29 protein-coding genes, 1 tRNA gene and 1 rRNA gene are annotated in these 25,988 nt (G+C 53.6%); 8 read left to right on the top strand and 23 right to left on the bottom strand.

The window, feature by feature from the left end:
- Position 1: 1 nt before the first annotated feature.
- Positions 2-151 carry a hypothetical protein gene (locus F7C38_06830; protein ID MCE4601259.1) on the bottom strand — a complete coding sequence of 50 codons (150 nt, stop codon included), beginning with the start codon at positions 149-151 and terminating at the stop codon, positions 2-4.
- Positions 152-267: 116 nt separating this feature from the next.
- On the opposite strand from F7C38_06830, the gene F7C38_06835 reads away from it, so the two are divergent.
- Positions 268-828: a phospholipase D-like domain-containing protein gene (locus tag F7C38_06835; protein MCE4601260.1), complete on the top strand. Its 561-nt coding sequence runs from the start codon at positions 268-270 to the stop codon at positions 826-828.
- Here F7C38_06835 and F7C38_06840 read toward each other — a convergent pair.
- The 14 genes from F7C38_06840 to F7C38_06905 form a co-directional block, all read right to left on the bottom strand.
- Positions 811-948, bottom strand: a complete 138-nt coding sequence (locus F7C38_06840; GenBank protein ID MCE4601261.1) for a hypothetical protein — start codon at positions 946-948, stop codon at positions 811-813. The two genes, F7C38_06835 and F7C38_06840, sit on opposite strands and share 18 nt — an antisense overlap.
- A complete protein-coding gene (locus tag F7C38_06845) occupies positions 945-1,802 on the bottom strand; it encodes a hypothetical protein (protein MCE4601262.1) in 858 nt (285 codons plus the stop codon). The genes F7C38_06840 and F7C38_06845 overlap by 4 nt, the downstream gene beginning before the upstream one ends.
- Positions 1,790-2,107, bottom strand: a complete 318-nt coding sequence (locus tag F7C38_06850; protein ID MCE4601263.1) for a hypothetical protein — start codon at positions 2,105-2,107, stop codon at positions 1,790-1,792. Before F7C38_06850 ends, F7C38_06845 begins: the two co-directional genes overlap by 13 nt.
- Positions 2,091-2,411, bottom strand: a complete 321-nt coding sequence (locus F7C38_06855) for a hypothetical protein (protein ID MCE4601264.1) — start codon at positions 2,409-2,411, stop codon at positions 2,091-2,093. The genes F7C38_06850 and F7C38_06855 overlap by 17 nt, the downstream gene beginning before the upstream one ends.
- Complete coding sequence (locus F7C38_06860) at positions 2,404-3,444, bottom strand: hypothetical protein (GenBank protein MCE4601265.1); 1,041 nt, start codon at positions 3,442-3,444, stop codon at positions 2,404-2,406. Before F7C38_06860 ends, F7C38_06855 begins: the two co-directional genes overlap by 8 nt.
- 2 nt (positions 3,445-3,446) lie before the next feature.
- On the bottom strand, positions 3,447-3,779 hold the full coding sequence (locus tag F7C38_06865) for a hypothetical protein (GenBank protein MCE4601266.1): 333 nt from the start codon (positions 3,777-3,779) through the stop codon (positions 3,447-3,449).
- 6 nt (positions 3,780-3,785) lie between these two features.
- Positions 3,786-4,037, bottom strand: a complete 252-nt coding sequence (locus tag F7C38_06870; GenBank protein MCE4601267.1) for a hypothetical protein — start codon at positions 4,035-4,037, stop codon at positions 3,786-3,788.
- Positions 4,030-4,383: a hypothetical protein gene (locus F7C38_06875; GenBank protein MCE4601268.1), complete on the bottom strand. Its 354-nt coding sequence runs from the start codon at positions 4,381-4,383 to the stop codon at positions 4,030-4,032. Before F7C38_06875 ends, F7C38_06870 begins: the two co-directional genes overlap by 8 nt.
- A complete protein-coding gene (locus F7C38_06880; GenBank protein MCE4601269.1) occupies positions 4,380-5,540 on the bottom strand; it encodes a pre-peptidase C-terminal domain-containing protein in 1,161 nt (386 codons plus the stop codon). The genes F7C38_06875 and F7C38_06880 overlap by 4 nt, the downstream gene beginning before the upstream one ends.
- Positions 5,537-5,980: a hypothetical protein gene (locus tag F7C38_06885; protein MCE4601270.1), complete on the bottom strand. Its 444-nt coding sequence runs from the start codon at positions 5,978-5,980 to the stop codon at positions 5,537-5,539. Before F7C38_06885 ends, F7C38_06880 begins: the two co-directional genes overlap by 4 nt.
- Positions 5,981-6,005: 25 nt before the next feature.
- On the bottom strand, positions 6,006-6,974 hold the full coding sequence (locus F7C38_06890; protein ID MCE4601271.1) for a hypothetical protein: 969 nt from the start codon (positions 6,972-6,974) through the stop codon (positions 6,006-6,008).
- A 109-nt stretch (positions 6,975-7,083) separates the two neighbouring features.
- Entirely contained in the window at positions 7,084-7,314 is a 231-nt protein-coding gene (locus F7C38_06895; GenBank protein ID MCE4601272.1) for a ribbon-helix-helix domain-containing protein, read from the bottom strand.
- Entirely contained in the window at positions 7,314-8,057 is a 744-nt protein-coding gene (locus F7C38_06900) for a hypothetical protein (GenBank protein ID MCE4601273.1), read from the bottom strand. Before F7C38_06900 ends, F7C38_06895 begins: the two co-directional genes overlap by 1 nt.
- A gap of 256 nt (positions 8,058-8,313) precedes the next feature.
- The gene (locus F7C38_06905; protein MCE4601274.1) at positions 8,314-8,736 is read right to left on the bottom strand and encodes a hypothetical protein; all 423 of its coding nucleotides are present in this window, start codon (positions 8,734-8,736) and stop codon (positions 8,314-8,316) included.
- 124 nt (positions 8,737-8,860) lie between these two features.
- Between F7C38_06905 and iorA the strand changes: the two genes are divergently transcribed.
- Positions 8,861-10,801, top strand: coding sequence for an indolepyruvate ferredoxin oxidoreductase subunit alpha (gene iorA, locus F7C38_06910; GenBank protein ID MCE4601275.1), 1,941 nt, complete (start codon positions 8,861-8,863; stop codon positions 10,799-10,801).
- Positions 10,798-11,412, top strand: coding sequence for an indolepyruvate oxidoreductase subunit beta (locus F7C38_06915; GenBank protein ID MCE4601276.1), 615 nt, complete (start codon positions 10,798-10,800; stop codon positions 11,410-11,412). The genes iorA and F7C38_06915 overlap by 4 nt, the downstream gene beginning before the upstream one ends.
- 46 nt (positions 11,413-11,458) lie before the next feature.
- On the opposite strand, the gene F7C38_06920 is transcribed toward F7C38_06915, so the two are convergent.
- On the bottom strand, positions 11,459-13,561 hold the full coding sequence (locus F7C38_06920) for an acetate--CoA ligase family protein (protein ID MCE4601277.1): 2,103 nt from the start codon (positions 13,559-13,561) through the stop codon (positions 11,459-11,461).
- 93 nt (positions 13,562-13,654) lie between these two features.
- On the opposite strand from F7C38_06920, the gene asnS reads away from it, so the two are divergent.
- The gene (gene asnS / locus F7C38_06925) at positions 13,655-14,956 is read left to right on the top strand and encodes an asparagine--tRNA ligase (protein ID MCE4601278.1); all 1,302 of its coding nucleotides are present in this window, start codon (positions 13,655-13,657) and stop codon (positions 14,954-14,956) included.
- 12 nt (positions 14,957-14,968) lie between these two features.
- Here asnS and F7C38_06930 read toward each other — a convergent pair whose 3' ends face one another.
- Positions 14,969-15,565 (bottom strand): DUF998 domain-containing protein, encoded by a 597-nt coding sequence (locus F7C38_06930; GenBank protein ID MCE4601279.1) that lies wholly within the window; start codon positions 15,563-15,565, stop codon positions 14,969-14,971.
- Positions 15,566-15,645: 80 nt separating this feature from the next.
- A complete protein-coding gene (locus tag F7C38_06935; GenBank protein MCE4601280.1) occupies positions 15,646-15,813 on the bottom strand; it encodes a hypothetical protein in 168 nt (55 codons plus the stop codon).
- A 438-nt stretch (positions 15,814-16,251) separates the two neighbouring features.
- Between F7C38_06935 and F7C38_06940 the strand changes: the two genes are divergently transcribed.
- Positions 16,252-16,359: transfer RNA gene (locus tag F7C38_06940), tRNA-Arg, on the top strand.
- Positions 16,360-16,440: 81 nt separating this feature from the next.
- Here the strand turns inward: F7C38_06940 and F7C38_06945 are convergent.
- Both F7C38_06945 and F7C38_06950 read right to left on the bottom strand, forming a co-directional pair.
- Positions 16,441-16,869: a LexA family transcriptional regulator gene (locus tag F7C38_06945; GenBank protein ID MCE4601281.1), complete on the bottom strand. Its 429-nt coding sequence runs from the start codon at positions 16,867-16,869 to the stop codon at positions 16,441-16,443.
- 13 nt (positions 16,870-16,882) lie between these two features.
- On the bottom strand, positions 16,883-17,410 hold the full coding sequence (locus F7C38_06950; protein ID MCE4601282.1) for a hypothetical protein: 528 nt from the start codon (positions 17,408-17,410) through the stop codon (positions 16,883-16,885).
- 109 nt (positions 17,411-17,519) lie between these two features.
- Between F7C38_06950 and F7C38_06955 the strand changes: the two genes are divergently transcribed.
- Entirely contained in the window at positions 17,520-19,481 is a 1,962-nt protein-coding gene (locus tag F7C38_06955; GenBank protein ID MCE4601283.1) for a beta-propeller domain-containing protein, read from the top strand.
- Positions 19,482-19,498: 17 nt separating this feature from the next.
- On the opposite strand, the gene F7C38_06960 is transcribed toward F7C38_06955, so the two are convergent.
- From F7C38_06960 to F7C38_06970, 3 genes are all read right to left on the bottom strand, one after another.
- A complete protein-coding gene (locus F7C38_06960; protein ID MCE4601284.1) occupies positions 19,499-20,389 on the bottom strand; it encodes a DMT family transporter in 891 nt (296 codons plus the stop codon).
- Positions 20,390-20,523: 134 nt separating this feature from the next.
- Entirely contained in the window at positions 20,524-21,723 is a 1,200-nt protein-coding gene (locus F7C38_06965; GenBank protein ID MCE4601285.1) for an ABC transporter permease, read from the bottom strand.
- 38 nt (positions 21,724-21,761) lie between these two features.
- Positions 21,762-22,628 carry a VTT domain-containing protein gene (locus tag F7C38_06970; protein ID MCE4601286.1) on the bottom strand — a complete coding sequence of 289 codons (867 nt, stop codon included), beginning with the start codon at positions 22,626-22,628 and terminating at the stop codon, positions 21,762-21,764.
- Positions 22,629-22,807: 179 nt separating this feature from the next.
- Between F7C38_06970 and F7C38_06975 the strand changes: the two genes are divergently transcribed.
- A complete protein-coding gene (locus tag F7C38_06975) occupies positions 22,808-23,443 on the top strand; it encodes a class I SAM-dependent methyltransferase (GenBank protein MCE4601287.1) in 636 nt (211 codons plus the stop codon).
- A gap of 585 nt (positions 23,444-24,028) precedes the next feature.
- Positions 24,029-25,987: ribosomal RNA gene (locus tag F7C38_06980) — 16S ribosomal RNA — on the top strand.
- The last annotated feature ends 1 nt before the right edge of the window (position 25,988 follow it).

The following is a 25,988-nucleotide window of genomic DNA, read 5'->3' on the forward strand; positions in this document are numbered from 1 at the left end:
GTTAGCGCCATAGTTCTAGGTCTATCTCCTCGGATACTATTTCTTCCAGCCTTGCTATGTAGACGTCTATTATCGATTTATCCTGATCGCACTTCATCAGACGCTTGAGCTTCAACAGGAATGCTAGTAGTTGCGTACGCCTGCACGCCATACTCCATCTCCGCCCTAATCTTACTATAGTTTTTGAACCTGGCCCGGGGATGTCCGGAGAGAGGGAGAGAAAGAGAGAAATAAAGCCGGGTCGAATATAAATACAGGGTGGCATTTTTGCGTTCGTATGCTGGTCGGGGTGTGGGAGCCCATTTTATAAATGATCTCTTCCTCGCCGAGAAATACGTTTACGTGGTTTCCCGCTGGATCAGCCCAGAATATGCTCGGAAGCTCGTGGAGAAAGCTGAGAGTGGCGTAGAAGTCAAGGTCTTGACTAGTGATGACAGCGAGAAGAGCCACCAGGAGTCGCTTAAGATCTTGCTTGATGCCCTGAAGCCGCCCAAGCTGGCTTTCTTCAGGAAGTCTTGGACTCCAGTCAACATGGAGCTAGGCGTTATCAGGGAGAAGTACTTGCACGTCAAGATGTACGTATGGGACAGGGGTGCTGCGGTCGGCAGCGCTAACTTCACGCAGAACGGGATGTGGCACAACATCGAGCACATCATAGTATTCGACAAGCAGGAAGAGATCGAGGCGATAAAGAAGGACTTCAACACGCTATGGACGCTCTACACAGAAGACAAGGAGACCGCCAAGGAAGTGATAACACTCTTCGACATCGCAAAGAAGATAGGAAAACCCCTGAGCGAACTCAAAAAACTATTTAGAAAGGAGTAGCCTCGCCAGCAGACGCTCTAACCGCTCAAGCAGCTTCTCGGCCTCGCAAGCCTCACTCACTCCAGCCCTGCAATCCACCATGACTGCTAGTTTGAGCTCGAAGAGCTCCCGCTCGTTCAAACCACACCCCCTACGAGGAGATCCTCAAGCACAAGCCCGGCCTTCGCGAGCACGTATTCTCCAAAGGGCGTTAGCTCGTTGTCCTTATCGACTATCCCCAGGCCGTATAGGAGTTCGACGTCTACCCTGCTCAGAGACTTCAGTAGATCCGCGTATATCTTTGCTAGCTTCGTCCGGCTAGCGATTCTGGCCTTCTCTTTCGCTCTATGCGCCTTCTTCTTCATCTTCTTATAATAACTATAGAGATTAGGATCAGCCTTTGTCCATTCAAGCTCCCCCTTGACCTTCCATGTCTTGAACCAGAGGTAGCGCTTGTATCCGAAGAGCTTGGCCTTGCCTCTCCTCACGCAATCAACCATGTAGTTTGCCGTCCCACGCATTTTCGGCGGAAGCATATCGGCCTCTACTACCGTGCCGATCAGAACCGCTATGTCCTCGCGCACGCTCTGGAAGTTCTCGATGAACTCAGTCATCCGCTGTCTAAGATGCGGTATAAACCACTGGTACGTAGAGAAGTGGAGCCCCATGTCATCCCACAAGAGCGCCTTGATCCGCCCGTCTCCCCCTGATAACAAGTTATCCTGCTTGTTCACTATCGAGTCATAATCATCGATCGTAAAGATAGTAGCACGCTTGACCCTGCCAGCATCTCCACCATATATCCAGTTAAGGACATTCAATGCAAGCGTTGACTTGCCCTTTCCACGCTCACCTATAATCAAGACAAACAAAAACCCATCTTCATGTATCGCTTCATCAATCTTGTCTCTTAACAGTCTCCATCCATTGCCTCGAACAATATTGTACTCGACTGACCTACTTCTCGAAGAACCGAACAGACTTAGTCTTCCCATTCCTCTCCCCTCTCCCTGCCTGCAGCAGCTATGAATAGCATTGACTGCTCGCTTAGCTTCCTGACCCCTGTCAGGGCCGCTTTCCGCAGCACACGCCTCTTCAACGCGTCCCACTCCTCGCTTAGCTCCTTGTCACCCCAAGTCTTGACCGCGCTGTCAATATCTATCAGGGCTTGGGCAAGCCGTGGTTCTACGAAGACAAGCGGTCCCAGGCCAAGCTGCTTACCAAGCCTGCTAGCAGCTAGCCTCTTGAGCTGGGCGATGAGCACACCTATATCCGAACTGATATCAATCCTCTCCCTCACTCTCAATCACCTCACGCGCAGCCCTGAAAATACGAGATAGCTTTTGCACAGCGACACGATCAGCCAGAATCGTTAGCCTCGCCTCTAGGTTCACATACTTTGACCTCAATTCCATGTTTTCTTTAAGCAACTCCTCAATCATTCCGCCTTCCTTCATCCATTTGATTAATGATTCAGCGTCTCTAGGGCCGAGAGCCCAAATCCTCAATACGCGTATCTTCTTCGCCTTGGGTTCGATCTTTTCCCGTACCTTTTCTTTGACTTTCGCTGTGGTCTTCTTTATCGTTCCTGAGACTTCACTCATAGAGGCTCACCTCATTCGTTTTGCCTGGTATTCTTTCTTTCGTTAGCTGTGCATCAATGACCAAGAGGCCTTCTGATTTCTCGTAGAACTCGACATCTTCGACTGTCCAGAATTTATCGTTGCTTATTTCTCCTAGCCGGTTGAGTTCTGCATCTTTTAGTATAATGTGGCTGCCTAGTATGCGTTTGAATGCCTCGGTTACTGATTGCTTCGCGTATGCGAGCATCCCCTCGGCAGTCCTATAGAGTATTGCTCTCTCCCAGAGGACCTTTCTGAGCGAGGGGATTATCTTGATCAAATACACTTTACGCCCAGCTGGTACAGCCGAGTAAGCTATTAGATAGCTTAGCGTGAATGGTGCTGCTAGCCATTGCGAGTGCTCTGCTCTCGGAGCAACTATCCATATCAGCGAACCAAAACTACTAACTATCAATATATTCAATATATTGAATGTTCTAAGCAACAACGTCTTCCGCTTGACAGCCACCGCAGCCGCAATAGCAACCGCAGCTAAGAAAGCAGCATACTGTGCCTCTTTGTCCAAGAATTCTTTGAATTTGTCTAACGAGACTACGCCAGTTGGCCGCTCCTTCTCCTTTATCTCCTTTACTATTTTGAAGTTTAGCGTGTAGGTTTCTCCGCGGTATTTGACTATGAGCTTGTATGGCTTGTTTACGTCTAGCTTGCTGACGTTTAATGCCAGGCCCCATTGAGCGCTAGCCGTGTGATTATAGTTATCATAGAACTCTACTGGCAGCCCTGTCCGCGAGTATGCATACACCATAATAGGAGCCACCGCTTGAGAATTATTGTATGCGACCCTCACCCAGGCCCCAAACTTGAATAGAACGAACACAGTCGTATTGTCTGGCATGACAAGCGTGGGCTCGGGTTGTTGCTTGACTGTGGCTCCATGCGCCACTATACATAGTGATACGAGGATCATGAAGACCACCATGAGCGCCAGGACAATATACCCTACAATCTTCAGTAGCTTTTTTATAAAAGAAAAAAGTTTGGGGTTTGGGGGCATCGCTAATCCGCCTCTTCAAGCGCCTTCATTATAGCGTCTCTTATGATTCTACCTACGTGTTTCACGGTCTCTGTCATTGTGAATATGCCGCCGCTCCGCACCGTCTCCCAAAACTCGCTTGTAGAGTGCTTCCAGACATCATACTTTAGATCGTCTGGTATGTTTGCATCGTTCTTTATGCGATGCCAGAACTCTATGTTGACGCTTATGAACGCACTCGCATACTTCTCCAGCAAGTCAATATTAGTCATGGCCTCAGCGATCAGCTTAGCTCTCTTCGTAGCCTCATCCTCTTGTATGATTACGCGATCCTGTTTCTTTCCACCGAATACCATCTACGATCACCCTCTTAGAACATTAAGTTTAAACTGTATTTTCTTCAAAATTTTCTTCCAATGACTCCCAGCAAGCCTGCGTAGAAACTTCTCGTCCTTGGCTAGTTTACGGAGTACTCGGTCGTTTATCTCTACTATCTTTCCGCGTTTGGATATGAAGGGGTCGCCATACTTCCTCGCTATCTCTTTCCTGTGGCGCTTGAGCCACCTGGTCAGGGAGCCCCAACGAATTTTCTTCCAACGAATACGCCTAGACATTCTTCTTCCCCCTGAGAACAGCTTTCATAACATTATATCCAAAAAACACTCCAAGAATAATGCTTAAAAAACCATAGATCGGGGAGCCCGTGAGCTCCACCGCCGTGTTGTATAAGTCCAGGGCGTAGGGCCAGGCGAAAGCTAGCACTACCAGGCTGAAGCCGATTTTAAACGTCATCATCCATAGCTTATAGCTGCCGATTCGACTCGCTCTCAACGCTTTGAATACTGCATAGACAGCCACTACAATACCCGCCAGCAGAAGAGCCCATTGGAGTTGCGTCCAGTCACTAGTCAATTGTTTGAAGTATTCTATTATGTTGTTTATGATTTGTGCTGGGGTCATCTCCTAGCCACCCCAGCCGCAATCAACAATACTGCTGCGCCAGCCGCCAGCATCCACCACTCTAATGTGCCTCTCTGAATGAGCCCAGCTACTACCAGGATTACTCCTAGTCCTGTCAGCGGCATTGCTCCCATTAGAAGTCCTATCACTGTTAATGCTAGACCCAGCGTTAGTACTCCGTTGTCGCTGAGCCATGCTCCGATCGTGTCGCCTAGCCCGCTGCTTATGCTGTTCAACAGCGTCTCGATCGCGTTGATGAACGCTTCTATCGCCTGCTCGAAGAAGTATATGACCCCGCCTACAGCGTTCTTCACGATCTGAGCTATCGCGTTGATGAATGAATTGATACCGTCTGCGAGTGCGACGAAGAACGAGCGTATCCCCTCTGCTATCCCGAGTATGATATCCCTCACACCGTTTACTATAGACTTGATCGCGTTGACGATCCCAGACGCGAAGCCGACTATCGCGTCTTTTATCGCCCCGAAGAAGTTCTTTATCCCGTTGACTATGCTGTTGAACGTGTCTACTATCGCGTTCTTCAGCGAGTTAATGGCGTCTGTAATTTTTTCTATGACGCCGACCGTGTTGCAATACACTCCAGCCAACGCGCAACAAATGTCGTGTGCTATTGGTAAATCCGGGCATGAAAACGGCGGGTCGCAGTCCACGTCGCAGTCATCGTCATCATCGCCGCCGCCATTATTGCTACAATTGTCGGGGTCTGGCTCGGGCGGCCAATACAACGAATCAGTCAATGAAATCGAGAAATAGCCGACGTCACTATCGCCGTCAACATACTGTACCTTGAAGTAATAATACCCGTCGTATGCCGCCGTGAACTTTATCTGCTCGGCGGCATCGTATCCGCTTGTCGTGCTCTGGTTTATCAGGTTTCCATTATTGTCGTAGAGGTAGAGATCCAAATCAGTATTCTGATCCGGGTTAATACTAATATAATATGTTCTGCCCGCGAGGACGTAACCGCCATAGAAAACGTACTGGTCGTTGTATGTGACGTTCTCGCATTCGAATACCTCGTTCATGCCGATAGGCCGCCACGAAGGCGGCTCCCAGGCGTTTGCAGTGACTGCAACAGTTGCTAGTGCCAATAACTTGATGAATAGAAAAAATATGAGGAGTGTTCTGCGGTTCAAACCGCCCTCACCAGGAGCCATAACGCCACTATCATTAGTACAATGCCGATCCCTCTCGCTATGTTGTCGCGTTTGCTTAGCATGACTACGCCAGTAAGCGCGCTGGCGGCAGCGATTAGGAATGGGACGAGCGCCTTGAACATCTCGAATAATGATGACATCGTGCCTGTGACATCGAAGCCGAAGCCGAAATACGCCGCGACAGCGAATAACATCAATGCGAAGAATGTTGCTATGAAATCGTCTGCTTTCGAGCGTGTCTGCATTGCATTGTATATGATGTAAACGCCTGAAGCAGCCGCTAAAACGCCGATTGTCAACCTCGCAAGATTGCTGAAGTCGCCCAGCAGGCCTGGTTTAACGTAGTCTAGCACTGTTAGCAGTAGCACTACTCCTAGTATCAGCGTCGGCGCTGCTCGGCCACGAAGCATTTGTAGCAATTTGGCCTCACCCGCGTGGCGTAAGTTATCGTTTCTTCATTGTCACGAAGACTATCGTGATGAACACGACTGTTAGCAGCAAAGCGACCACGGGGTCGCCGATTAACGCCGTCAGGCTGAAGTGCGTGAAGAACCCGCCAAACAATGTCGTAGCATACTGCTTGACTCTCCTGGCGACTGCTAGTATCCCGGTATAAAGTGTCGCAATCACAGAGTAGACGGGCTCTGTTATAGCGCTAAGAACCGGTTTCTCGCTCACAGCGTATATCGCAATTTTTACTTTTAATCCGTCTAAGTTTTGTATATCGCCCATAAACCGTGCGATACCTATAATGTTGTCGCCTTTTCCTGTTATCTTGATTGCAACGCTTGCCAAGTCAACATCAATCTCTCTATTCACTGTGCCATTATCCGGCCAGAGCTTTCTCCACTTCTCAGTATCGTTCGCTGTACTCGTTGTCTCCGTAGAAGTTATTTTAATCAATGCCGTGTCTTCCCACGGCCATATTTTACCGTTTCCGGTATCAACAAAGAGATACAGCCTGCCGACGCGCCACGTTGGCATGAATGTGACAGCCGTACTATTTATCGGCTCCATGTAGATGTACATCTTGTTTGCACCGTGCTCGACTATATACCGCCCCGTAACCACGTCTGCACCAGTCATGTTGAACAACGAGAACGTCCTTAGAACGAAGCCATCCAGCCTCGGAATAGAAATGTAGAGATAACCGTCATAGTATGTGGCTACATCAGCTAGACTATAATACTTGTATGTCGACTGACTCGTGTCGCTCGCATTCACATACATGAGCCCTATAATTGTTGTGTTCGCATGCTCCCAGAGATCCTCAGTTGTTAACACAGGCGTCGCTTTCGTCGTCGTTACAGCGTTCAAGAAGCCGAGGAATATGATTATCAAGACTAAGCCGATCCCGATCTCGAACAACATCTTGTTCTTTTTACTCATATACCTGAGCCTGAGGCGTGCCACGAGACCCACCTCTGTGGCATAGAATAATGAATTCTATCATTAATATATATTAGTAATACAAAAGTAATACAGATTAGCGATAACTAAATAGAAAATGTATTGCAAAGTATTACGTCTTAGCAAGTCTACGGAAAAGTGATGTGAGTGCCGCAGCACGCTCTTGCTTATTCACTTTAATGCTATATCTCTCAGAGACAAGAACATAGTGCTGTAATAAATCACGCACTAAATCGCTTAGAGTCTTGTAGCCGTCTCTCTCAGCGTAGTATGCAACTTTCTCCAGTAGTTGGCTTGGAACTCTCAAAGTTATCGTTCTATCATACTTCTTTGGCCTGTACATTACCCCCGCCCCCCACCAAGCCACTCCCTAAGCCAAGCTGCATACCTGCGATAGCAGTTGTCGGCTCTGGCCGTGAGCTCTACGTAGTGTTTTGTTAGGATTCGACTCGGTGTTCTACCCTGTATGAAGTCTATAGTGTCTAGGTCGCAGCCCATACTAGATAGCTTCTGGGCTACCCACTTCCTATAGTATTTCGGTGCTAGTAGCTTGTTCTCTCTTGCATAGTCTGAGACTGTCTTTGCATCGACTAGTATCCTCGGCGGTTTCTCGGTTAGGTAGGCCCAGAATGCCTTCTTTGTCCCCCTCTCTAGGCTTAGCTCTGCCCTGAGGAATCCGTCTAACTCTACTATCCTTACCTCTTCTATCCTTGATAGGAGATATGCGGCTTCGGTTAGCCTGAGGCCAGACTGTGCCAGTACCCAGAAGACTGTGTTGAATGGTTGCTCTGCCCTTTCTATGCTTTCCCTTACTTCTTGGTCGCTTGGTATGTAGAGGTCGCTCTTGCTCCTCTTACTCTTTATCTCCTTGAATTTTTCACATGCCTTCTTGTCATGCCTTACCTCGCACTTGTATTTCCAGTATCTCTTCCAGGCGGTTATACTCCATCTATTCTCTGGGTTCAATGGCTTCTGTAGGTATGATAGGTAGCCGCTGCATACTTTCCCGCTTGCGTGCTGCGTGCACCACTTGTAGAAGCCTGCTAGGTCTTTTTGAGAAAGCCCCGAGCCCAGCTCTTGCTTCAAAACTCCATGACTTCCGTTATTACTTAGAATACCACTATTATGTTGACGCGTTAGCGTCAGGTCGGGCTGAGGACCCGATGGCGTAGGCCTGCGCGGGTTCAAATCCCGCCCCCCGCACCATAAGGCTAACGCCTTATCATCCCCTAGCGCTGCATTAAAAACCCGGTCCCCTAGGACGTTCCTCTAGCCTACGAGTCCGGAGACAATGCTATCGAGTAGCTTGTTAGAGGCAGGCTTGTTAAAGTTGAGGGACCCTCTACTGTCTTATCATTGCTAGGATTACGCCTACGAGCACGCCTAGCGCTGAGGGGCCGACTATGGTTACGCCGACAGCTAGCACGAATTGCTTCAACACTGGCAGTAGGTCTTTTAACTCCATTCCCAGGGTTTTTGCTAGTTCCTCTGGATTGCTGCCTAGGCTCCAGGCCGATAGCGCGCTTCCTAGGAGGAGTATCCCGATGAATGCTAGGATGTACTTGATCGCCTTGACGCCTATGTAGCCTAGCGCTACCCCGAGGAGGAATTCTATTAGTATCGTAGCAGCCATCCTAGGGTTGCTGGCCGCCGCTCCGACTATGTTGCCCACACTAGTGCTGTTATCTCCTGGAAGAGCCGCTGAGGCTACGGACCCTGCGAGCAATGGTACAAGTAATAGTAGGACGTATACGTGTCTCCTCATCTCTACGCTCACCGGTGATGGTAGTCGTGGACGAGCCCTTATTTATAGAGACCACTATCAAACCACGTATTGGCCAAGACTGTTATACCCTTATCCCAACACCAGTCCCTGGGAGGAGATACTCTTGCCCCACAAGGAGGTCCTCGCAGAGCCCGGGAAACGCGTCTTAATGCTGGGTAACGTGGCGATAGCCCGGGGAGCCCTGGAATATGGTATAGGATATGCATCCGCATACCCTGGGACGCCTTCCACCGAGATTGTGGAGGCACTCTCATACGCGGCTCGGAAGCTTAAGATGCCCTATGTAGAGTGGAGTACCAACGAGAAGGTAGCACTCGAAGGAGCATACGGCGCTGCGCTAGCGGGTGTACCAGCCCTCACGGCTATGAAGCACGTAGGCGTTAACGTGGCCGCGGACCCCCTCTTCAGCAGCGCCTACACAGGGGTTAGGGCTGGCTTTGTAATTGTCTCAGCAGATGATCCGGGCATGCATAGCAGTCAGAACGAGCAGGATAACCGGTGGTATGGGGTCCACGCGTATATACCTGTCGTCGAGCCAGCGGGAGCCCAGGAGGCGAAGACGGCGACGATAGAGGCGTTCAAGCTCAGCGAGGAGTTCAAGCACCCAGTCATACTCAGGACGTCGACGAGGGTAGGGCACACCAGGGTCCCGGTCTACACGGGAGAGATAAACTACGGAGGGCTGAGTTCCAAAGGCAAGTTCAAGAAGGAGATCGAGAGGACAACGCTGGTTCCAGCCCACGCCAGGAGACTTAGAGTTGAGCTAGTCGAGAAGTGGGAGGAGATCGCCGAGAGACTATCCAGCCACCCCCTCAACAGGGGAGAGGGACCCTCCGACTCCGACACGCTCATCGTGGGAGTAGGCCTCGGTTACAGATTCGCCAAGGAAGCCCTAGCCAGGCTGGGCCTGTTAGACAGGGTGAGGCTACTCAAGATAACGGCGTCCATCCCAGTACCCTCCAAGCTCCTCCTCCAGGAGGCAGCCGGGAAGGAACGCGTGTTCTTCGTGGAAGAAGGCGAGCCCGTAGTAGAGACCCTCGCCAAGAACATCTTCTACGACGAGGATCTAAGGGTTAAAGTCGGAGGAAAGGGTGGAGGCCACATAACCAGGATAGGGGAGCTCACCCTTGAGAAGGTATTGCCGGGCCTAGCAAAGTTCCTTGGCATGCAGTACACGCTACCCGAGCCTCCTAAGGTGGATCTAAAGGCTCCACCTAGGCCGCCAGCCCTTTGCCCAGGATGCCCCTACAGGGCAGTTTTCTACGCCCTCCGGAGGGCTGTAGGCAAGGCAAGAGTCAGGCCCATCTATAACGGAGACATAGGATGCTACAGCCTAGGCGTGCTGCCCCCCTTCCAGATGCAGGACACTATCGTGGAGATGGGCGGTAGCATAGGCCTGGCTAACGGGATGGCCCATGTGGTCGAAGACCAGGTTCCCATAGCGATAATAGGCGATAGCACCTTCTTCCACGCGGGCCTACCAGGGCTGGCTAACGCTATCTACAACAAGGCGCCCATGCTGATAGTGGTACTCGACAACAGGACCACAGCCATGACAGGCCACCAGCCCCATCCGGGCGTAGGATTGACTGCTTCCGGCGAGGAGACCGTGGAACTCGACCCCATAAGAATCGCCGAGGCTATGGGAATAGAATACGCGGTCGTCTCAGACGCGTTCGACATCAAAACCCAGGAGCAGATATTCTACGACGCCCTGGAGTACGTGAAGAGGGAGAAGAAGCCGGCCATGGTTGTTGCCAGGGGTGCATGCATACTAGTAGCCATAGCCAACGCCAGGAGCATGGGAGTAAGATACCCCACCTACTATGTTGACGAGGAGAAGTGCACGGGATGCGGACTCTGCTATAGAGCCTTCAACTGCCCCGCGATCTACGCCAAGGACAATGGGAAGGCTACTATAGACCCGCTTCTCTGTACTGGATGCGGCGAATGCGTCCAGATATGCCCCTTCGACGCCTTCAAGCCCCAGGAAGAGCCCAGTAAGGAGTGGCTAGGTATCATGAGGGAGGCTAAGCCGAGGTGAGCAGAGTGGAGGGCAACGGTAGATTGCTGGACATTGTCCTGGCCGGGATAGGCGGGCAGGGTATAATAACGATGGCCACAGTCCTCGCCGACGCAGCCGTGAGGGACGGCTACAATGCCATAGTGGCCGAAACCCACGGATTGAGCCAAAGGGGCGGAACCGTAATAGTGCACGTGCGCCTTGGAGACGCCGAGGCACCCTTGATCATGAAGGGTAGCGGTGACGTACTCCTCTCCCTGGAAGCTACGGAGACCCTTCGATACCTCGAATACCTTAGGAGGGGTGCCATTGCGATAGTCGATATGAGGATCATACCGCCACCACTGCCGGATGTTAAGGTACCGACGCTCGTGGAGGTTCTAGAAGAACTTGAGAAGGCCGATGTACAGGTATACCCCGTTAACGCGGTTGGAGAGGCCCAGGCGCTGGGCAATCCCCGAGCCGCCAACATGTATCTGATAGGATTTGGGTTGGCCGTACACGGCTACAACGGCATCGTGACGCTTGACGCCCTAGAGAAGTCCATCAGGGAGAGGGTGAGGAACCCCGAGTCCAACATTAAGGTGTTGAGGAAGGGCTATGAAGACGGGTTGAAGGCGGTGAACAAGTAGTCAAAGGCTAAGGGTCCTCTCGGCCTCTATCACTATTATCCCAACTTTATTCTAACATTATTCTAGCATCGACAGCGACCGAGCCCTTCTCATACAATATGACGGGATTGACATCGATCTCGGCGATACCTGGTATCTCGCTTATGATCCGTGACACCACAACTATGTGTCTGGCTAGAGACTCCTTGTCCTTGGGCCCACTTCCACGATAACCCTCCAGTAGTTTCCTGGCCCTAATGGATTCTATCATGCGTGAGGCCTGGCATCTGCTCGCTGGTGCTAATCCCAGTGCAAAGTCTCTTAGGACCTCAACCATTACTCCCCCTAGGCCGAAGAGTACTATAGGGCCAAATGCGGGGTCCCTCCTCCCGCCTATGATGACCTCTAGGCCGGGCCGGGCCTGGTCTTGGAATAGGACTCCGGTTATCCGCGCGCCGGGGACCCTAGCCTGGACGTTCTCTACTATAGCTTTAAACGCCTCTACAGCTTCGCTCTTGTTTACGCCGATTATAACGCCTCCGACATCGCTTTTGTGGATTATGTCGGGTGAGACCACCTTGGCCACGATCCTCTCTCCCAGACGAGACGCGCACTCCGCTGCCTCGCCGGGAGTGGTAGCCAGACAGTACCTGGCCACTTCTATACCGTAGAGTTGCAGTATCCGTAGTGCCTCGTGCTCTAGTAGCTTTGTCCTGCCCTCGGCCTTGGCTTTCTCGACTATGGCTAAGGCTTCCCTTGGAGGCTTACCGGGCTCTGGTAGCGGACATAGCTCCCTTGAAGCCTCTACTAGGGAGTGGAGTGCGGCTGATGCCCTGTCTGGCAGGGGATAGGTTGGTATCCCCCTCGAATCCAGGTATTCCTTCACTAGGTCCCCGTACTCGGCTCCTATGGTCATTACGACTCCGGCCTTCTTCGACCTCCATATGGCGTCCGCGATTATATCGGCGACCTTTATGGTCATGGTTGCTGGTTGTACAGGAGCTATTATCACCATCGAGTCGAACCAGTCGTCATTCTCCAACACCGTGTCCAGGACGATCTTGTAGTCGTCGTCTGTGGCTTGGCCCGTCAAATCTATCGGGTTTTCGAGTGATACAATGGGAGGGAGGACCCTTCTAAGTCTCTCACGCACTCTCTCCGGTGGTCGAGGAGCTTCGAGGCCCCTTGACGCCAGCTCATCTGTCGCTAACACGCCTGGCCCTCCAGCATTGGTCAACACGAGCACTCGCTTCCCAGCGCGTAGATGGCCTATACTGGCCAGTGCTTTCGCTGAGTCCACGAACTCCGTGGGGTTCCGGGCTTCTACCGCTCCAGCCTCTCTTATGGCGGTTGAGAAGACCTGGTAGTCTCCAGCTAGTGCCGCTGTATGGCTCCTCGCGGCTCTGGAGCCGTAGCTAGTCTTTCCTCCCTTCAACACGACTACCTTTTTCCCCTCTTCCCTCGCCTTTCTTATGGATTCGACGAGAGGCCTGCCCCGGCCCGGGTTAACCCCTTCTATGTATACCATTATCGCTTTCACGTATTCCTGTGATGCATAGTATTCTATCACCTCGGCCTCGTCCACGTCAACCTTGTTGCCTATGTTTATCGCCTTTACTATACCCACGGATTCGGCGGCGAGCCAGTCCATCATGGTGGTTAGGAAGGCTCCGCTCTGGCTCACCACTGCTATATATCCCCTTGGGGGCCTCCTCATCTTCTCCGGCGGTAAGAAGAACGTGTCGAGCCCGTTGACGGCGTTATAGATACCTATACAGTTAGGGCCTACAACGCGTATACCGTATCTCTGGGCTATGGACGCCACCTCCTCCTGGAGCTTCGCACCCTCTTCGCCAGTCTCGGCGAACCCTCCTGCGACTATGACTGCGCCCTTGACGCCCTTCTCACCAGCCTCTTGTAGGGCATGGGGGACCCGCTCCGCTCTAACCGCTATCACCACCAGGTCGATCTCATCCGGGATCTCTTGTATCGATGGATAGCTTGGGATCCCGAGTATCTCCCTGTATTTTGGATTCACTGCATAGAGACGCCCCTTGTAGGATCTAGCCAGGTTGCGTAGCATCTCGTGGCTGAAGGCTCCCGGCTTGCCGGAGGCTCCTATGAGCGCTACGCTCTCCGGGTAGAAGAACACCTCGACTCCACTAGCCACTATCCAGTCCCTCTAGGAGAGTAGGAAGCCCTCCCTGTACAATAATATTACACTGTAAACCTATACCTTGGGGATGCGTGACGGGGATCCAGCATGGCCGACGACTATCTCTCGGCGAGGGAAGTCAAAGAGCTTGAGCCCGGGTCCAGGGCTAAGGTTAGAGGATGGGTTTACAGGCACAGGGACCTGGGCAGGAAAGTCTTCGTTGTCATGAGAGATTCCACGGGAATCCTACAGCTTGTGGCCGACGAGAGGTATACCCCGGCTGAGTACGTCGAGGAGGCCCGAAGAGCTACTATAGAGTCCAGCATTGTGGCGGAGGGAGTTGTAGCCAGAGATCCCCGTGCTCCAGGCGGCGTGGAGCTTAGACTCTCCCGGTTCGAGATCGTCGGACTGGCGGAGGACTTCCCGATTAAGGGCGGCGAGGGCATTGATTACCTCCTCGATGTGAGGCATCTCTGGATTAGGAGTAGAAAACTGACCGCTGTATGGAGGATCCGGGAGACGGTGTTCAAGGCGTTCCGCGAATTCTTCGAGCAACGTGGGTTCTGGGAGGTCAGCCCCCCTATGCTGACCCAGGCCGCCGTAGAGGGTGGTGCAACCCTATTCAAAGTAGACTTCTTCGGGCGGCCAGCCTATCTGACTCAGAGCAGCCAGTTCTACCTTGAAGCGCTCATCTTCAGCCTGGAGCGCGTCTGGACCCTTGCCCCGAGCTTTCGAGCCGAGAGGAGTAGGACTAGGAGGCACCTCTACGAGTACTGGCACCTTGAGGCTGAAGAGGCCTGGGCTGGCATGGAGGATGAGATGAGGCTTGTAGAGGATCTCGTAGCGTATGTGACGCGGAGGGTCTTAGAAGATAGGCTTGAGGAGCTGTCCCTCCTTAAGAGGGATACCGAGCGCTTGGAGCCCGCTACTAAGACGCCATACCCCAGGATCAGGTACGAGGACGCCATATCTAGGCTCCAGGCTAAGGGCGTAGACATAGTGTATGGCGATGACCTGGGGGCCGACGAGGAGCGCCTCCTCACCGAAGACTTTGACAGGCCCTTCTTCATAACACACTTCCCCATGGAGTTGAAGAGCTTCTATATGAAGCCGGACCCAGAGAATCCGAGGGAAGCGCTTGCCTTCGATCTTCTAGCCCCAGAGGGTATAGGCGAGATAGTGGGTGGTAGCGAGAGGCAAGACGACTACCAGGAACTGTATAGGCAGATCGAGTCGAGGGGATACGATCCCAGGGATTACCAGTGGTACCTTGACCTCAGGCGCTACGGGTCCGTCCAGCACAGCGGCTTCGGGCTTGGAGTGGAGAGGTATGTTATGTGGATAGCCGGGCTAGACCATATCAGGGATTCTATACCGTTCCCACGGTTCCGCGACAGGATATACCCGTAGAGGGACCCCTTCCTAGGCCCCCGCCACCCTTCTATAATCGATGTAGACTAGTATCGCTACAACGTCAATCACGAATATCCCATAGGTCTCTAGGACAGCGGCACTAGGCCAGGGAAATATCCTGTCCAGAAGGAAGGCTACGGGAAAAGCTGCTAGAGAAGCCCAGAACCCTGCATAGGATAGCCTGCTCCCTAGTCTAATCCACGCCCCTAGGGTTACGAGTATCAGGGCCATATCCGCCTGTACGAAGAACCAGGAAGACACGAATACGTGGGGCCTAGTCCCTCCCGGGTATACCCCTATGAGTGCCAGGAATACGCCCGCCAGGACCATATAGGCGCTACCGCCTACCTCGAACTTGTTCTTACCGAGAACCCACAGGGATACCCCGTATAGGGCTAGCAGGAACCCCACGCTTATCAGGCCGTAGTTGTAAAGCCCAGGGCAACAACTCGTGCTGGTGCCGAAGTCACTGTAGGCGTCTCTAGCGAAGACAAACCAATCCCTGTTGAGGTACCAGGATAGGCCTATCACCACCCACGCCGCTACTACAGCCAGTGGACCAGTGTGGATTAGGTACCCTGCCACGCGCTGTCCTCTACCTGTCATAGGAGGCTACCCGTCGATCTAGAGTGCATATCGCGTGTTCGAGTAAAGGGGAAAAATAATTTGGATGGGGTTCTCCCGGGCTAGGCTGGGCCTAGTATTCTGGCGATCTTCTTGCCGGTGTATGGGCTTATGGCGAAGGCGATCTTTACCTTCCTGCCTTTTTTGGTCGTCCTGACCTCTACAGTGTACTTGTCGGTCTCGAAGGGCTTCTTCGCGACGATATCGAAGAACTTTAGCTTCTCCGGCATCCTAGTCCACCTCCTTTTCTTCATTACTATTATCGCTAGGCGAGAGGCGATATAAGCGTTACGCCATGGTATCCGTGTCGTGTGAACGCGTCTCGCGTCACATAGCAATATACTGCATTATCTATACGAATATAATCGCGGTGGCCAGGATGGCCGCCTTAATTGCGCTCCTCCAAGGCACACCACCAAAAACAACATATAAAAAATTAATAGAAAAAAATAATATAAAGTTATGTAATACTGTCTCTAGAGTTCCAGCATACAATAAAGCAGAATTATACAAGAAAATCTACGAAGAATCGTAATACAAATACCATAGATACCTATACTGGACTCCCTCCCGGTTAATCCAGGTGCACACGATAGAGGGATCCTTAACAGCTTCCCGCCCATGACAAAACCTTGATAAACTCGACTAGACAAGCCAACTACAAGGAAGGGCCCGTAGCTCAGCCAGGACAGAGCGCCGGCCTTCTAAGCGCCGGACAAGCCTGCCTGTGCGGGAGACGCCGGCGGTCCCGGGTTCAAATCCCGGCGGGCCCGCCACAGTCAGTTGAGGGCTCCTAGACTTGAAACCTCTAGGCCGTGCCTTGAAGGATTTCCGTACTCTTTGTGTAATAGCCAAGTTTAATCCTTTTTAATTATGTTTTTTATTGATTTATATAATCTATATGTGTTTGTTGATTGCAGTATCGAGGCTACTGCCAGTAGGATGCTCGCAGCAGGATCGCGCCCCGGTAATAGCACGTATGCTATCGTCGCTGCTATCAGGAAGCCTGTTACGAAGATGCTTCGCGGGAGTAGTCTCCCCTTGATCACTATTATCTCCCGGAGGATCCCCTTCGGGGGGAGTGCTTTGTAGCCGGTGCTTGATTTTTTGAGGAGTCCGAGCTCGGCTAGGCGTTCGAGGTGGTGTCTGGCTGTGCTAGGGCTCTTGAAGCCTAGGGCTCTCTGGAGGTCGCGCACGCCTACGAAGTCGTCACGCGATAGTAGATACATGTACACTCGTAGGGCAGTACCGCCTAGTACTGCGACGGGGTCCCTCTCCTCGTCCAAACGGGTTGTCCCTCTAGAGCCTGCCTATCCTGGCGAAGAATAGTCCGCCTAGGAGCCCCGTTATCATCGCGATTAAGGCGCGCATTACTGCGTCTTCACCCGCTTTTTCTCCCCGGCTCTGTTGTTCTCTACTGGGGGCTTTAGGGGTTTCCTGGTTCTCCAAGCTATACGGCGTCAGGGCGGTTGCCGTCTTTATACCGGCAGTCCCTGTATTCATGGCTTTAGCCGGCGTCTCGGCTCCCAGGGTCTGTAGGGCTTGGCTTTGGAGTATCTCGGTTATGCAGGCCAGCACCTTTATCCTATCCCCGCTGGCCAGGCCTTTGCCTAGTATTGTAATCCTTGTTGTGTCGTTGCGGGTGTTGGCTCTGATATGCACTAGTAGTTCTAGCCCCTCACAGTTAACTGTTATCGTCTTGTTTTCGCTGGCATCGGGGGTTTCGACTGTGACCTCTGTCGTGGAGACGCCCATTGATATCGGCGCGAGTATGATTAACGCCAGAAACGTTAGTGCCGCTGTTATTGCATGCCTCATCGCGTTCAACCCAGTCGACACTGTCCTTGTCGAGGACGGGCCGTATAAGACTAACTGTTCGAACAGCGGCGTACGATCGCCTAGCTCTATTATCATAAATTAATCGGGTATAATGGCGGTGGTTGCAGTGGATAGCGGTGCCCGATATTACTCCATAATTATCATAATTATTATAATCTTATCTGCTTTCGTGGCATGGCACAGGGGCGGGGAGGATGGAACCGCCATTAGAACCTCCAGCGTTACAAGCCGTGTGGACACGGTGGCTGGTGCATTAGCGAATGTTAGTGCGATGGGTGAAGTCTACGGGCGGTGGTCTGAACTGGTAGATCTAATCCTTGACTACGCGTCTCACGGACCCCGCCAGGGCGTCATAGGGTACGGGGTCCCGGGCTATGTACCGGAGTACGGCCTCCTCTCGGAGACTCCAGTCAAGGCCGGTTATACAACGGCTGCTACTGCTGGAACCGAGCCAGCAGGACAGATCTACCAGGGCAACTTCCAGGTCCGGGGCGTGCTTGAGGGCGATATAGCCGCCTTCAATGGGACACACTTGCTCGTTGCCCGTGGAGGGTTCCTGCGATTGTATAATGTCTCCGATCCCCGGGCTATTACGCTTGTGAAGTCAATTAGCATAAGAGGCCTAGCCGAGGAGCTTGCCCCGAACGCCACTATCACGTTGATGGTCGATGGTAAGAGTATCATGTACAGGCTACCACTCGACGTACTATCTGTTCGCTTGATGATGACTGACAATAGGATAATAGCAATTATATCGGTCGCATATTCTGGCGTCGACTTCAACTTACTGCATAGTAATGGTACCCTGGAGTTCTACCCGGTGAAGACTATTGTAGCGGTAATGGACGCTGGAATGAATCCCGTAGGCTCAGTCATAGTGGACGGACGCCTCGTAGACACTAGACTTACCGGGGATACTGTATCCCTTGTAGCCAGGGAGGAGGCATATGTCAAGTATAGGACCGGCGTCTACGCCGTGATTCCAACAGTTAATGGCCGCCTCCTGGAGCCCGAAAGGGTGGTGGTCCTTGGGAACAGTACGATGCACTATACATTGGTAGCCGCTATTAACTCGACGGATGCGTCGTACAATGCAATGGCACTCTTAGGTTCCGCCGATAACATTGTAGCGGTCCTGTCCGCCGACTCAACCCTGTACCTGGCGTGTAGCAACCTCATAGTTCCTCGTGGAGAGGCGGGTTCAGGACATAATACTAGGCTTTACGCCTTGAGACTTAGGCCGGATAGGATAGAGTTGACGGGGACCACCACGGTTCCGGGGATCGTTGATAACAGCTGGCAACTCGAACCCTATAGGGGCTACCTCCTTGTCCTAACCGAGCCTTTATGGCTTAGTGGCTCGGTTTCCCTCTATGTGCTCAATGGCACTAGTCTTAGCAATGTATCCTCCCTGAGGGACCTGGCTCTGGATGAGAAGGTCTATGGTGTTAGATTAATCGGAGATACCCTGTATTTCGTCACGTACAGGAGAGTTGACCCGCTTTTCGCCGTAAACCTCAGCAACCCCGCAGAGCCTGTCGTTATAGGGTACTTGAAGGGGCCCGGTTTCGACTCGTACCTCCACCCGGTCGGCGATGATCTCCTGCTGGGTGTAGGGGTTGACGATCGAGGCTTCGTTAGGTTATCGCTCTACAAGGTTGATGGCGGTAGGCTTGTGTTGGTTGACAGGCTTGAGACTAAGTACTGGGATTCCCCTGTACTGCATTCTTGGGAGCAGGGGTATAAGGCTTTCACTTATGTAGACCGGTATGGGATTATCGTGTTTCCCGCGTGGTCTAGAGGCTCTGACGGACACGTGTACTATAAGCCGGTGGTGTTCGCCGTCGAAGACGGCCCCCGCCTGGCGTATCTGGGGGAGTTAAACCATGTAGGCGGTGTTAGGTCATACTATAATGGAGATGTGCTCTACACCGTCTCCCTCGGCGTGACGCCATACTATGTAATGCTAGATACTGGGACCTCCGATAATGCCGGTGAGATTCCAACCGTAGCGTCGTGGAGCCTAGAGACCCTGGATTTGCTCTCTGAGGCCCCGTAGGCTTCTGCACCAACACTCTATTTCTCGCCTAGCAGGACCATTCCTATCCCGGTGAGTGTTACCGCCATCCAGAGGGCTTCTAAGGGCGTGGTCGGCTCGCCTAGTATTATCCATGCTAGTATTGCGGCGCCTACCGGCTCCCCTAACACTGGCACTGTCGCTGCTAGTAGGCTTAGCTTCTCTAGGACGAAGTTGATTATTGTGTGTCCTCCCAGCATTGGTAGGAGGGCTAGCCCTAGGAGATATAGGTATGTTTCTAGCGTGTAGCCTGTAATGTTGTAGCCGGAGAGCTTCGTCAATAATGCGGCTACTAGGGCTGCAATGCTATATACTATGCCTGTATAGGTTAGGGTGCTATACTTAGCCCTCATAGCCTTCCCTATCAGGAAGTATACCGCCACTGCCACCATGCCAGCTAGCGAGAGTATAGAGCCCACTATCGGATCCCCGCCTGGCGGGTGCAGCGCCGAGCGGGTCGAGGACACGGCGAGCCCCGCTACTCCAGCCATGGCTATGAGGGAGCCTGTCAATTGGACCCGGCTATATCGTTCTCCCAGTATGTAGCGGCCTGTTATTGCTAGGAGGGCCGGGTAGCTGTCCACTATAGTGACGCTGGCTGCAACCGTTAGGTGGAAGAGGCTCATCATCCATAGCCCGAAGTGTAGTGCTAGCGCTATTCCGGACGCCGTCATGAGTAGCGCATCGCGTGTACTCAGGGCTTTCAGGCTCTCTCTGCCACTGGATAGGGAGAGTAGTACCAGGGTAATTGCCGATGAGAGTATCAGCCTCCATGTGGCCGCTACTAGCCCGTGGACTCCTGCTAGCCTTACCAGTATCGACGCCGTGGATATGTTCGCGACCGCTACTATGACTAGGGCTATATAGGCCCACTTCGACCTTAACAGCAATACTCCACCGGGAGAGTCTACGCTCCGCGTCTCCAGCTAAAATTTATGGGCTCGGCGTTGCACGGGCTAGGGAGGGCTGTGAGGAGGATAGCGGTCTCCGAGTTGCGATGGGGATGGATTAACCATCTGAGCCCCTAGTGGTGTAGCAGTATCCTCTCGCTGTCAAAGGATCGAGCGGCTAGGTATAGGAATATGAGGAGGAATAGGGCTAGGAGGGCTAGATGCTGTACTGGCCCGTTTGGAGCGCCTATTGCGTAGGTGTGGACTGCTAGGGCTGCGTGGGTGAAGGGTATTAGCTGTAGGGCTAGCGAGACGGTTGAGGGGACCCTGGATAGGTCTACTAGGAGGGCTGCGAAGTAAACCGCCATGGCCGCGGCTAGTATTATGAAGGATGCGTTCTGGGCCGACCTGACAGACTCGCTCCTAGCCGAGACCATGGCGACCATAGAGGAGGTGACTAGGATGACCAGGGCTGCCGAGAGGGACCAGGTCAGTGCTAGTCCTGTTGTTATGGTCACCTCTAGGCCCGATAGCTTGAAGAATACTAGTATTCCTAGAGCGTCTACTAGGGAGGCTATGAAGCCCAATATGAATGACGCTATCATCTTTCCGGCGAGTAGCTCTAGCTTGCCGACTGGTGACAGGAGCAACTTCTCTATGGTTTTCCGCTCCCGCTCGCCCACAACGCTATCCGCCATGTAGACTACAGCGGGGTTTACTACGAAGAGGAAAGCGAATTCGAGTAGTCGTGCGGTGAAGGCTGCTTGGGCCTGTTGCGGGGAGGCGGGGGCTCCTGTCGCCTCGTGGTAGGTCCTTGCTATCTTGATTGGGTCTAGGAGGGAGGCAGGGTCGACGCTTAATCCTGCCTTCTGCGAGAGTAGCTCTATCCTCTCGACTACGATCTGGTGCGAGATCACGGCTACTGCGTTGTTTAGTGCTTGTAGCGCTATGTCTCCCCCTGTGCCTAGTCCCGCGCTGACGATGAGCTTGGCTGTCTTGTCTAGGCTTGTCAGGTTATCTGTGAAGCCTTCTGGGATTGTGACTAGTAGGTCGTAGTACGCTGGCTGGAGTGGCTGGGTTGTGACTGTTATATTCACCCTGTAGCCGGATCCCTTGATGTAGTCCTCTAGCATGTGTGCGAGTTTCCCTGCGAGTCCTACTGCTCTCGCGTCTCTAACCGCTATGTTTATGGTGATTTGTTGGGTTGAGGCTAGGGAGCCCGCTATTAGGGCTAGTCCCGGCAGGCCTAGCAAGGGTAGTATTATCACGGCGGCTAGGGTTTTCCGGTCGCGTGATAGGTCTACGAGCTCCTTCCATAGTATTGTCTTTATCACTCTAGCGGTTCCCTCGTGGCCTATGGCTTGGAGCCTATTTACTGGTTGTTCACGGGTTTTGCCCGGGTTTTTATGTAATTATACAGTGCATATGCCTCGAATACCGTTATCCATGAGATGACCATGTATCTGGCGTCTTTTGTGTAGAGATAGCCTATAGGCGCTAATACTGTCGACAGGCATAGGGCTATGCATAGCTGGCTCTTCGCGGGTGGGTTCTCGGGGTTTATGAAGTTAAAGGTGGCCACCCTGACGAGCTCCAGGATTAGCTGTAGGGTAGCCTTTATCGATCCATGCCTCTTGTAGGTCATATAGATCTTTTTCCAGTCCATCGAGAATATTATCGCGGTTGCTATAATCGATGCGACTACCATGCCTCCCACTAGAAGGCCCAGATTCTCCTGGGCAGATGCTGAGGTTATCGACTCGAAGAGGCTCTTATAGGCCCTGCCTAGGAAGAATACCAGGGCAGTAAGTATTATCTTCCCCAGTATCACAGCTATGGCGAAGCTCGCTGCCCTGAACCCTGTGAGTCCGAGGGGTATGTATAGTATATCATCGGGTAATGGTAACGCTGCGAATAGCAAGACCAGTATAAAGACTCCCTTCTCGGCTTCCTCCCCGAGCCACTCGGTCTTCTCCTTGACGCTTTTCAGCCTCTTAGAGGCTCTTCCGAGGGCTCTCGATGACATAAACACGAATAGCTTCCCTAGGCCGGCTCCTAGTCCGGATACTATGATTGCTAGTGATGCATGGGTCGTGTCGGTAGCCACGAGTGCATAGGTCCCGACGAATGCCAGGTAGATCGCTGGGAACCCGGGTATCGCGTTGCTTATAAAGGAGACTAGGAAGAGTCCTGGCGGCCCGTATTCGTTGAGTTTGTCGAGCAGGTCTACTATGTTCAACCCGTGCTACACCATCTGGGGGTCCCGCTCGCTCCAGACCTTCTCCATCGCCCTTGCTTGAGGGCTCGGAACGTCCCTGCCCCGTCATCCCCCGTTATCTCCTTAGAGTTATTTGAATCAACAGTTTAAACCCGTAGCTGTCCACCCGCTACCCCCCGGGTCCGTGGTGGCGGTGGGTAGTGTCGACCGCCTCCGTCTTCGATAGGCTTTACGAACGCTATGACCAATGGTATCTAAGGCATCAGAGCCTAGCGTACAGCGAGCTTCTAACCGTTTCCAAGGCTTTAGAGGGTCTAAGCGGGCCCTGTGTCGAGATAGGCGTTGGCACCGGCTGGTTCGCGTCCAGGCTAGGCTGTGATCTGGGCGTTGACCCGAGTTTCAATATGCTTCGGGTTGCTAGGAGTAGAGGCTTAGAGGTGGTTGTTGGGGTTGGGGAGAGCCTGCCGCTGGGGACCGGTCGTTTCTCTACGGTCTTGATGGTCGTCACTCTCTGTTTCGTCGATGACCCCGTCAGCGTCTTCCGCGAATCGTCGAGGATCCTGGCCGATGGAGGGTCCCTTGTAGCGTGCATCGTCCCCCGGGACTCTCCATGGGGCGAGTATTACCTGCAGTTGTCCTCTATGAATCACCCCTTCTATCGCATCGCTAGATTCTACACGGTCGAAGAGGTAGACGAGCTGGCGGCGGGCCTGGGTCTAAGGAGGACTCATGCCTACGCGACTCTAACATACCCTCCCGGGGTTGAACGCGTAGAAGAGCCGAGAGCCTACCAGGGTGGAGAAGGCTTCGTCTGCCTAAGGTATAGTAGAAAGTAATATGCCGCTGCACGACTGCTAGTAGAACTAGCGGCTATGAACGGGCTCGAAAGGGCCTAGGCTCTCGCTGATGACGAGCCCGCGCAGGGTCGAGCCGCTCCCCCCACCCTAATAATAAAACTGAGGCAACGAACACCCGGGCGCTAACGGTTATACACTCCAGCCCCCAATAGTATACATGCCCGCGGCTTCCCGGCGGCGGCGCGGGGGCGACTAGGGGCAGAGCCCCCAGGAGACATGAACCGGGTGGATGAGCCTCCAGCCTCCAGCCGCGGGCACACCCCCAAGCCAGTTATAATACATGACCCCATCCATACCAGACCATAAGGGTTAAAACCCCAGACTGGGAATCAGTAGAAGCTTGGCCGGCCACCCGAGGAAAGAGAAACAGCGGGCGGCCGAAGTGTACGATTAACCAGTGGGGACCCGAACACCCCCAGAAAAGTAACCTGGGGAAGTTCGGGTCCGACAGGGGCTTCGAGGCGAGTCCGCGCAAGCCCGAGGGGCAACTCCGGGCCTGGACCCGCGTCTTAGCGGCCTCTACACCTCTTGGCCCGCCCGCGGCTGCGGGCAGCCGCGGCCGTAACTCCGGTTGATCCTGCCGGACCCGACCGCTATCGGGGTAGGGCTAAGCCATGGGAGTCGAACGCCCCGCCGCTGCGGGGCGTGGCGGACGGCTGAGTAACGCGTGGCTAACCTACCCTCGGGACGGGGACAACTCCGGGAAACTGGAGCTGATCCCCGATAGGCGGGGAGGCCTGGAATGGTTCTCCGCCGAAAGGCGCCGCCGGGGGTTATCGCCGGCGGTGCGCCCGAGGATGGGGCTGCGTCCCATCACGGTAGTTGGCGGGGTAACGGCCCGCCAAGCCTACGACGGGTAGGGGCCGTGAGAGCGGGAGCCCCCAGATGGGCACTGAGACAAGGGCCCAGGCCCTACGGGGCGCACCAGGCGCGAAAACTCCGCAATGCGGGCAACCGTGACGGGGCTACCCCGAGTGCCCCCCTCGTGGGGGCTTTTCCCCGCTGTAGGTAGGCGGGGGAATAAGCGGGGGGCAAGACTGGTGTCAGCCGCCGCGGTAATACCAGCCCCGCGAGACCGGGTTGTCTTCGAGTTGGCCTGGTGGGCGGACTTGGAGTGTAATAGTCTGCTTGAGTATCTTGCTGGATATGTTGATGGAGACGGCCTCTTGTATTTTGATCCCAGAAGAGGATATGAGCTCAAAGTCACTGACCGAGAGTGCTTGCAAATTGATTACCTGTCGGAGATAATCAGGAAATGTTTCAACACGGCCAGATATAGCGTCTACCGTGGATCTCGATACTGCTACCTACGACTATACCGGAAGAATGTAGTTACGGGTATACAGAGTCTAATTGACAGGTTAAGGGAGAACCCCACCGCCTATTATGTCAGTGGATTGTTCGATGCAGAAGGAGATTGTACTCCTTCTAAGGTTAGGGTCCGGTTCACAAACTCCAGGATCGAACTCATAGAGGCCGTCCCCAAGTACCTAGATGTATGTGGTGTAAAATATCACATATACCTGAGAAAGAAGGAGCGCCATACCTGGTACTCCCTTGAAATTTATGGGGTTAAACAGGTAGCGCGTCTGCTTGATTGCTTAGACCTCAAGCATCCAAAATGGTCCGCCTGCAGGCCAACCGGGACACCCGGCGCGTATGGTCGGGGTGCTTACTGGGCCTAAAGCGCCCGTAGCCGGCTCGACAAGTCCCCTCCTAAAGCCCCGGGCTCAACCCGGGGACTGGAGGGGATACTGTCGGGCTAGGGGGCGGGAGAGGCCGAGGGTACTCCCGGGGTAGGGGCGAAATCCATTAATCCCGGGAGGACCACCAGTGGCGAAGGCGCTCGGCTGGAACGCGCCCGACGGTGAGGGGCGAAAGCCGGGGGAGCGAACCGGATTAGATACCCGGGTAGTCCCGGCTGTAAACGATGCGGGCTAGGTGTTGGGCGGGCGAGAGGGCCCGCCCAGTGCCGCAGGGAAGCCGTTAAGCCCGCCGCCTGGGGAGTACGGCCGCAAGGCTGAAACTTAAAGGAATTGGCGGGGGAGCACCACAAGGGGTGGAGCCTGCGGCTTAATTGGAGTCAACGCCGGGAACCTCCACCGGGGGCGACAGCAGGATGATGGCCAGGCTGAAGGCCTTGCCTGACGCGCTGAGGGGAGGTGCATGGCCGTCGCCAGCTCGTGCCGTGAGGTGTCCTGTTAAGTCAGGCAACGAGCGAGACCCCCGCCCCCATTTGCTACCCCAGGGGTGACCCTGGGGGCACTATGGGGGGACTGCCGCCGCTAAGGCGGAGGAAGGAGGGGGCAACGGCAGGTCAGCATGCCCCTAAACCCCCGGGCTGCACGCGGGCTACAATGGCGGGGACAGCGGGATCCGACCCCGAAAGGGGGAGGCAATCCCTCAAACCCCGCCTCAGTTGGGATCGAGGGCTGCAACTCGCCCTCGTGAACGTGGAATCCCTAGTAACCGCGCGTCATCATCGCGCGGTGAATACGTCCCTGCTCCTTGCACACACTGCCCG

It is taken from the genome of Candidatus Thermodiscus eudorianus (assembly GCA_015521085.1).
Lineage (GTDB): Archaea > Thermoproteota > Thermoprotei_A > Sulfolobales > Acidilobaceae > Thermodiscus > Thermodiscus eudorianus.

Coding starts and splice junctions, on each gene's coding strand:
- F7C38_06830 (MCE4601259.1), bottom strand. CDS start 151: ATGGCGTGCAGGCGTACGCAACTACTAGCATTCCTGTTGAAGCTCAAG.
- F7C38_06845 (MCE4601262.1), bottom strand. CDS start 1,802: ATGGGAAGACTAAGTCTGTTCGGTTCTTCGAGAAGTAGGTCAGTCGAG.
- F7C38_06855 (MCE4601264.1), bottom strand. CDS start 2,411: ATGAGTGAAGTCTCAGGAACGATAAAGAAGACCACAGCGAAAGTCAAA.
- F7C38_06860 (MCE4601265.1), bottom strand. CDS start 3,444: ATGCCCCCAAACCCCAAACTTTTTTCTTTTATAAAAAAGCTACTGAAG.
- F7C38_06865 (MCE4601266.1), bottom strand. CDS start 3,779: ATGGTATTCGGTGGAAAGAAACAGGATCGCGTAATCATACAAGAGGAT.
- F7C38_06870 (MCE4601267.1), bottom strand. CDS start 4,037: ATGTCTAGGCGTATTCGTTGGAAGAAAATTCGTTGGGGCTCCCTGACC.
- F7C38_06875 (MCE4601268.1), bottom strand. CDS start 4,383: ATGACCCCAGCACAAATCATAAACAACATAATAGAATACTTCAAACAA.
- F7C38_06895 (MCE4601272.1), bottom strand. CDS start 7,314: ATGTACAGGCCAAAGAAGTATGATAGAACGATAACTTTGAGAGTTCCA.
- F7C38_06905 (MCE4601274.1), bottom strand. CDS start 8,736: ATGAGGAGACACGTATACGTCCTACTATTACTTGTACCATTGCTCGCA.
- asnS (MCE4601278.1), top strand. CDS start 13,655: ATGGCCGACGACTATCTCTCGGCGAGGGAAGTCAAAGAGCTTGAGCCC.
- F7C38_06930 (MCE4601279.1), bottom strand. CDS start 15,565: ATGACAGGTAGAGGACAGCGCGTGGCAGGGTACCTAATCCACACTGGT.
- F7C38_06935 (MCE4601280.1), bottom strand. CDS start 15,813: ATGCCGGAGAAGCTAAAGTTCTTCGATATCGTCGCGAAGAAGCCCTTC.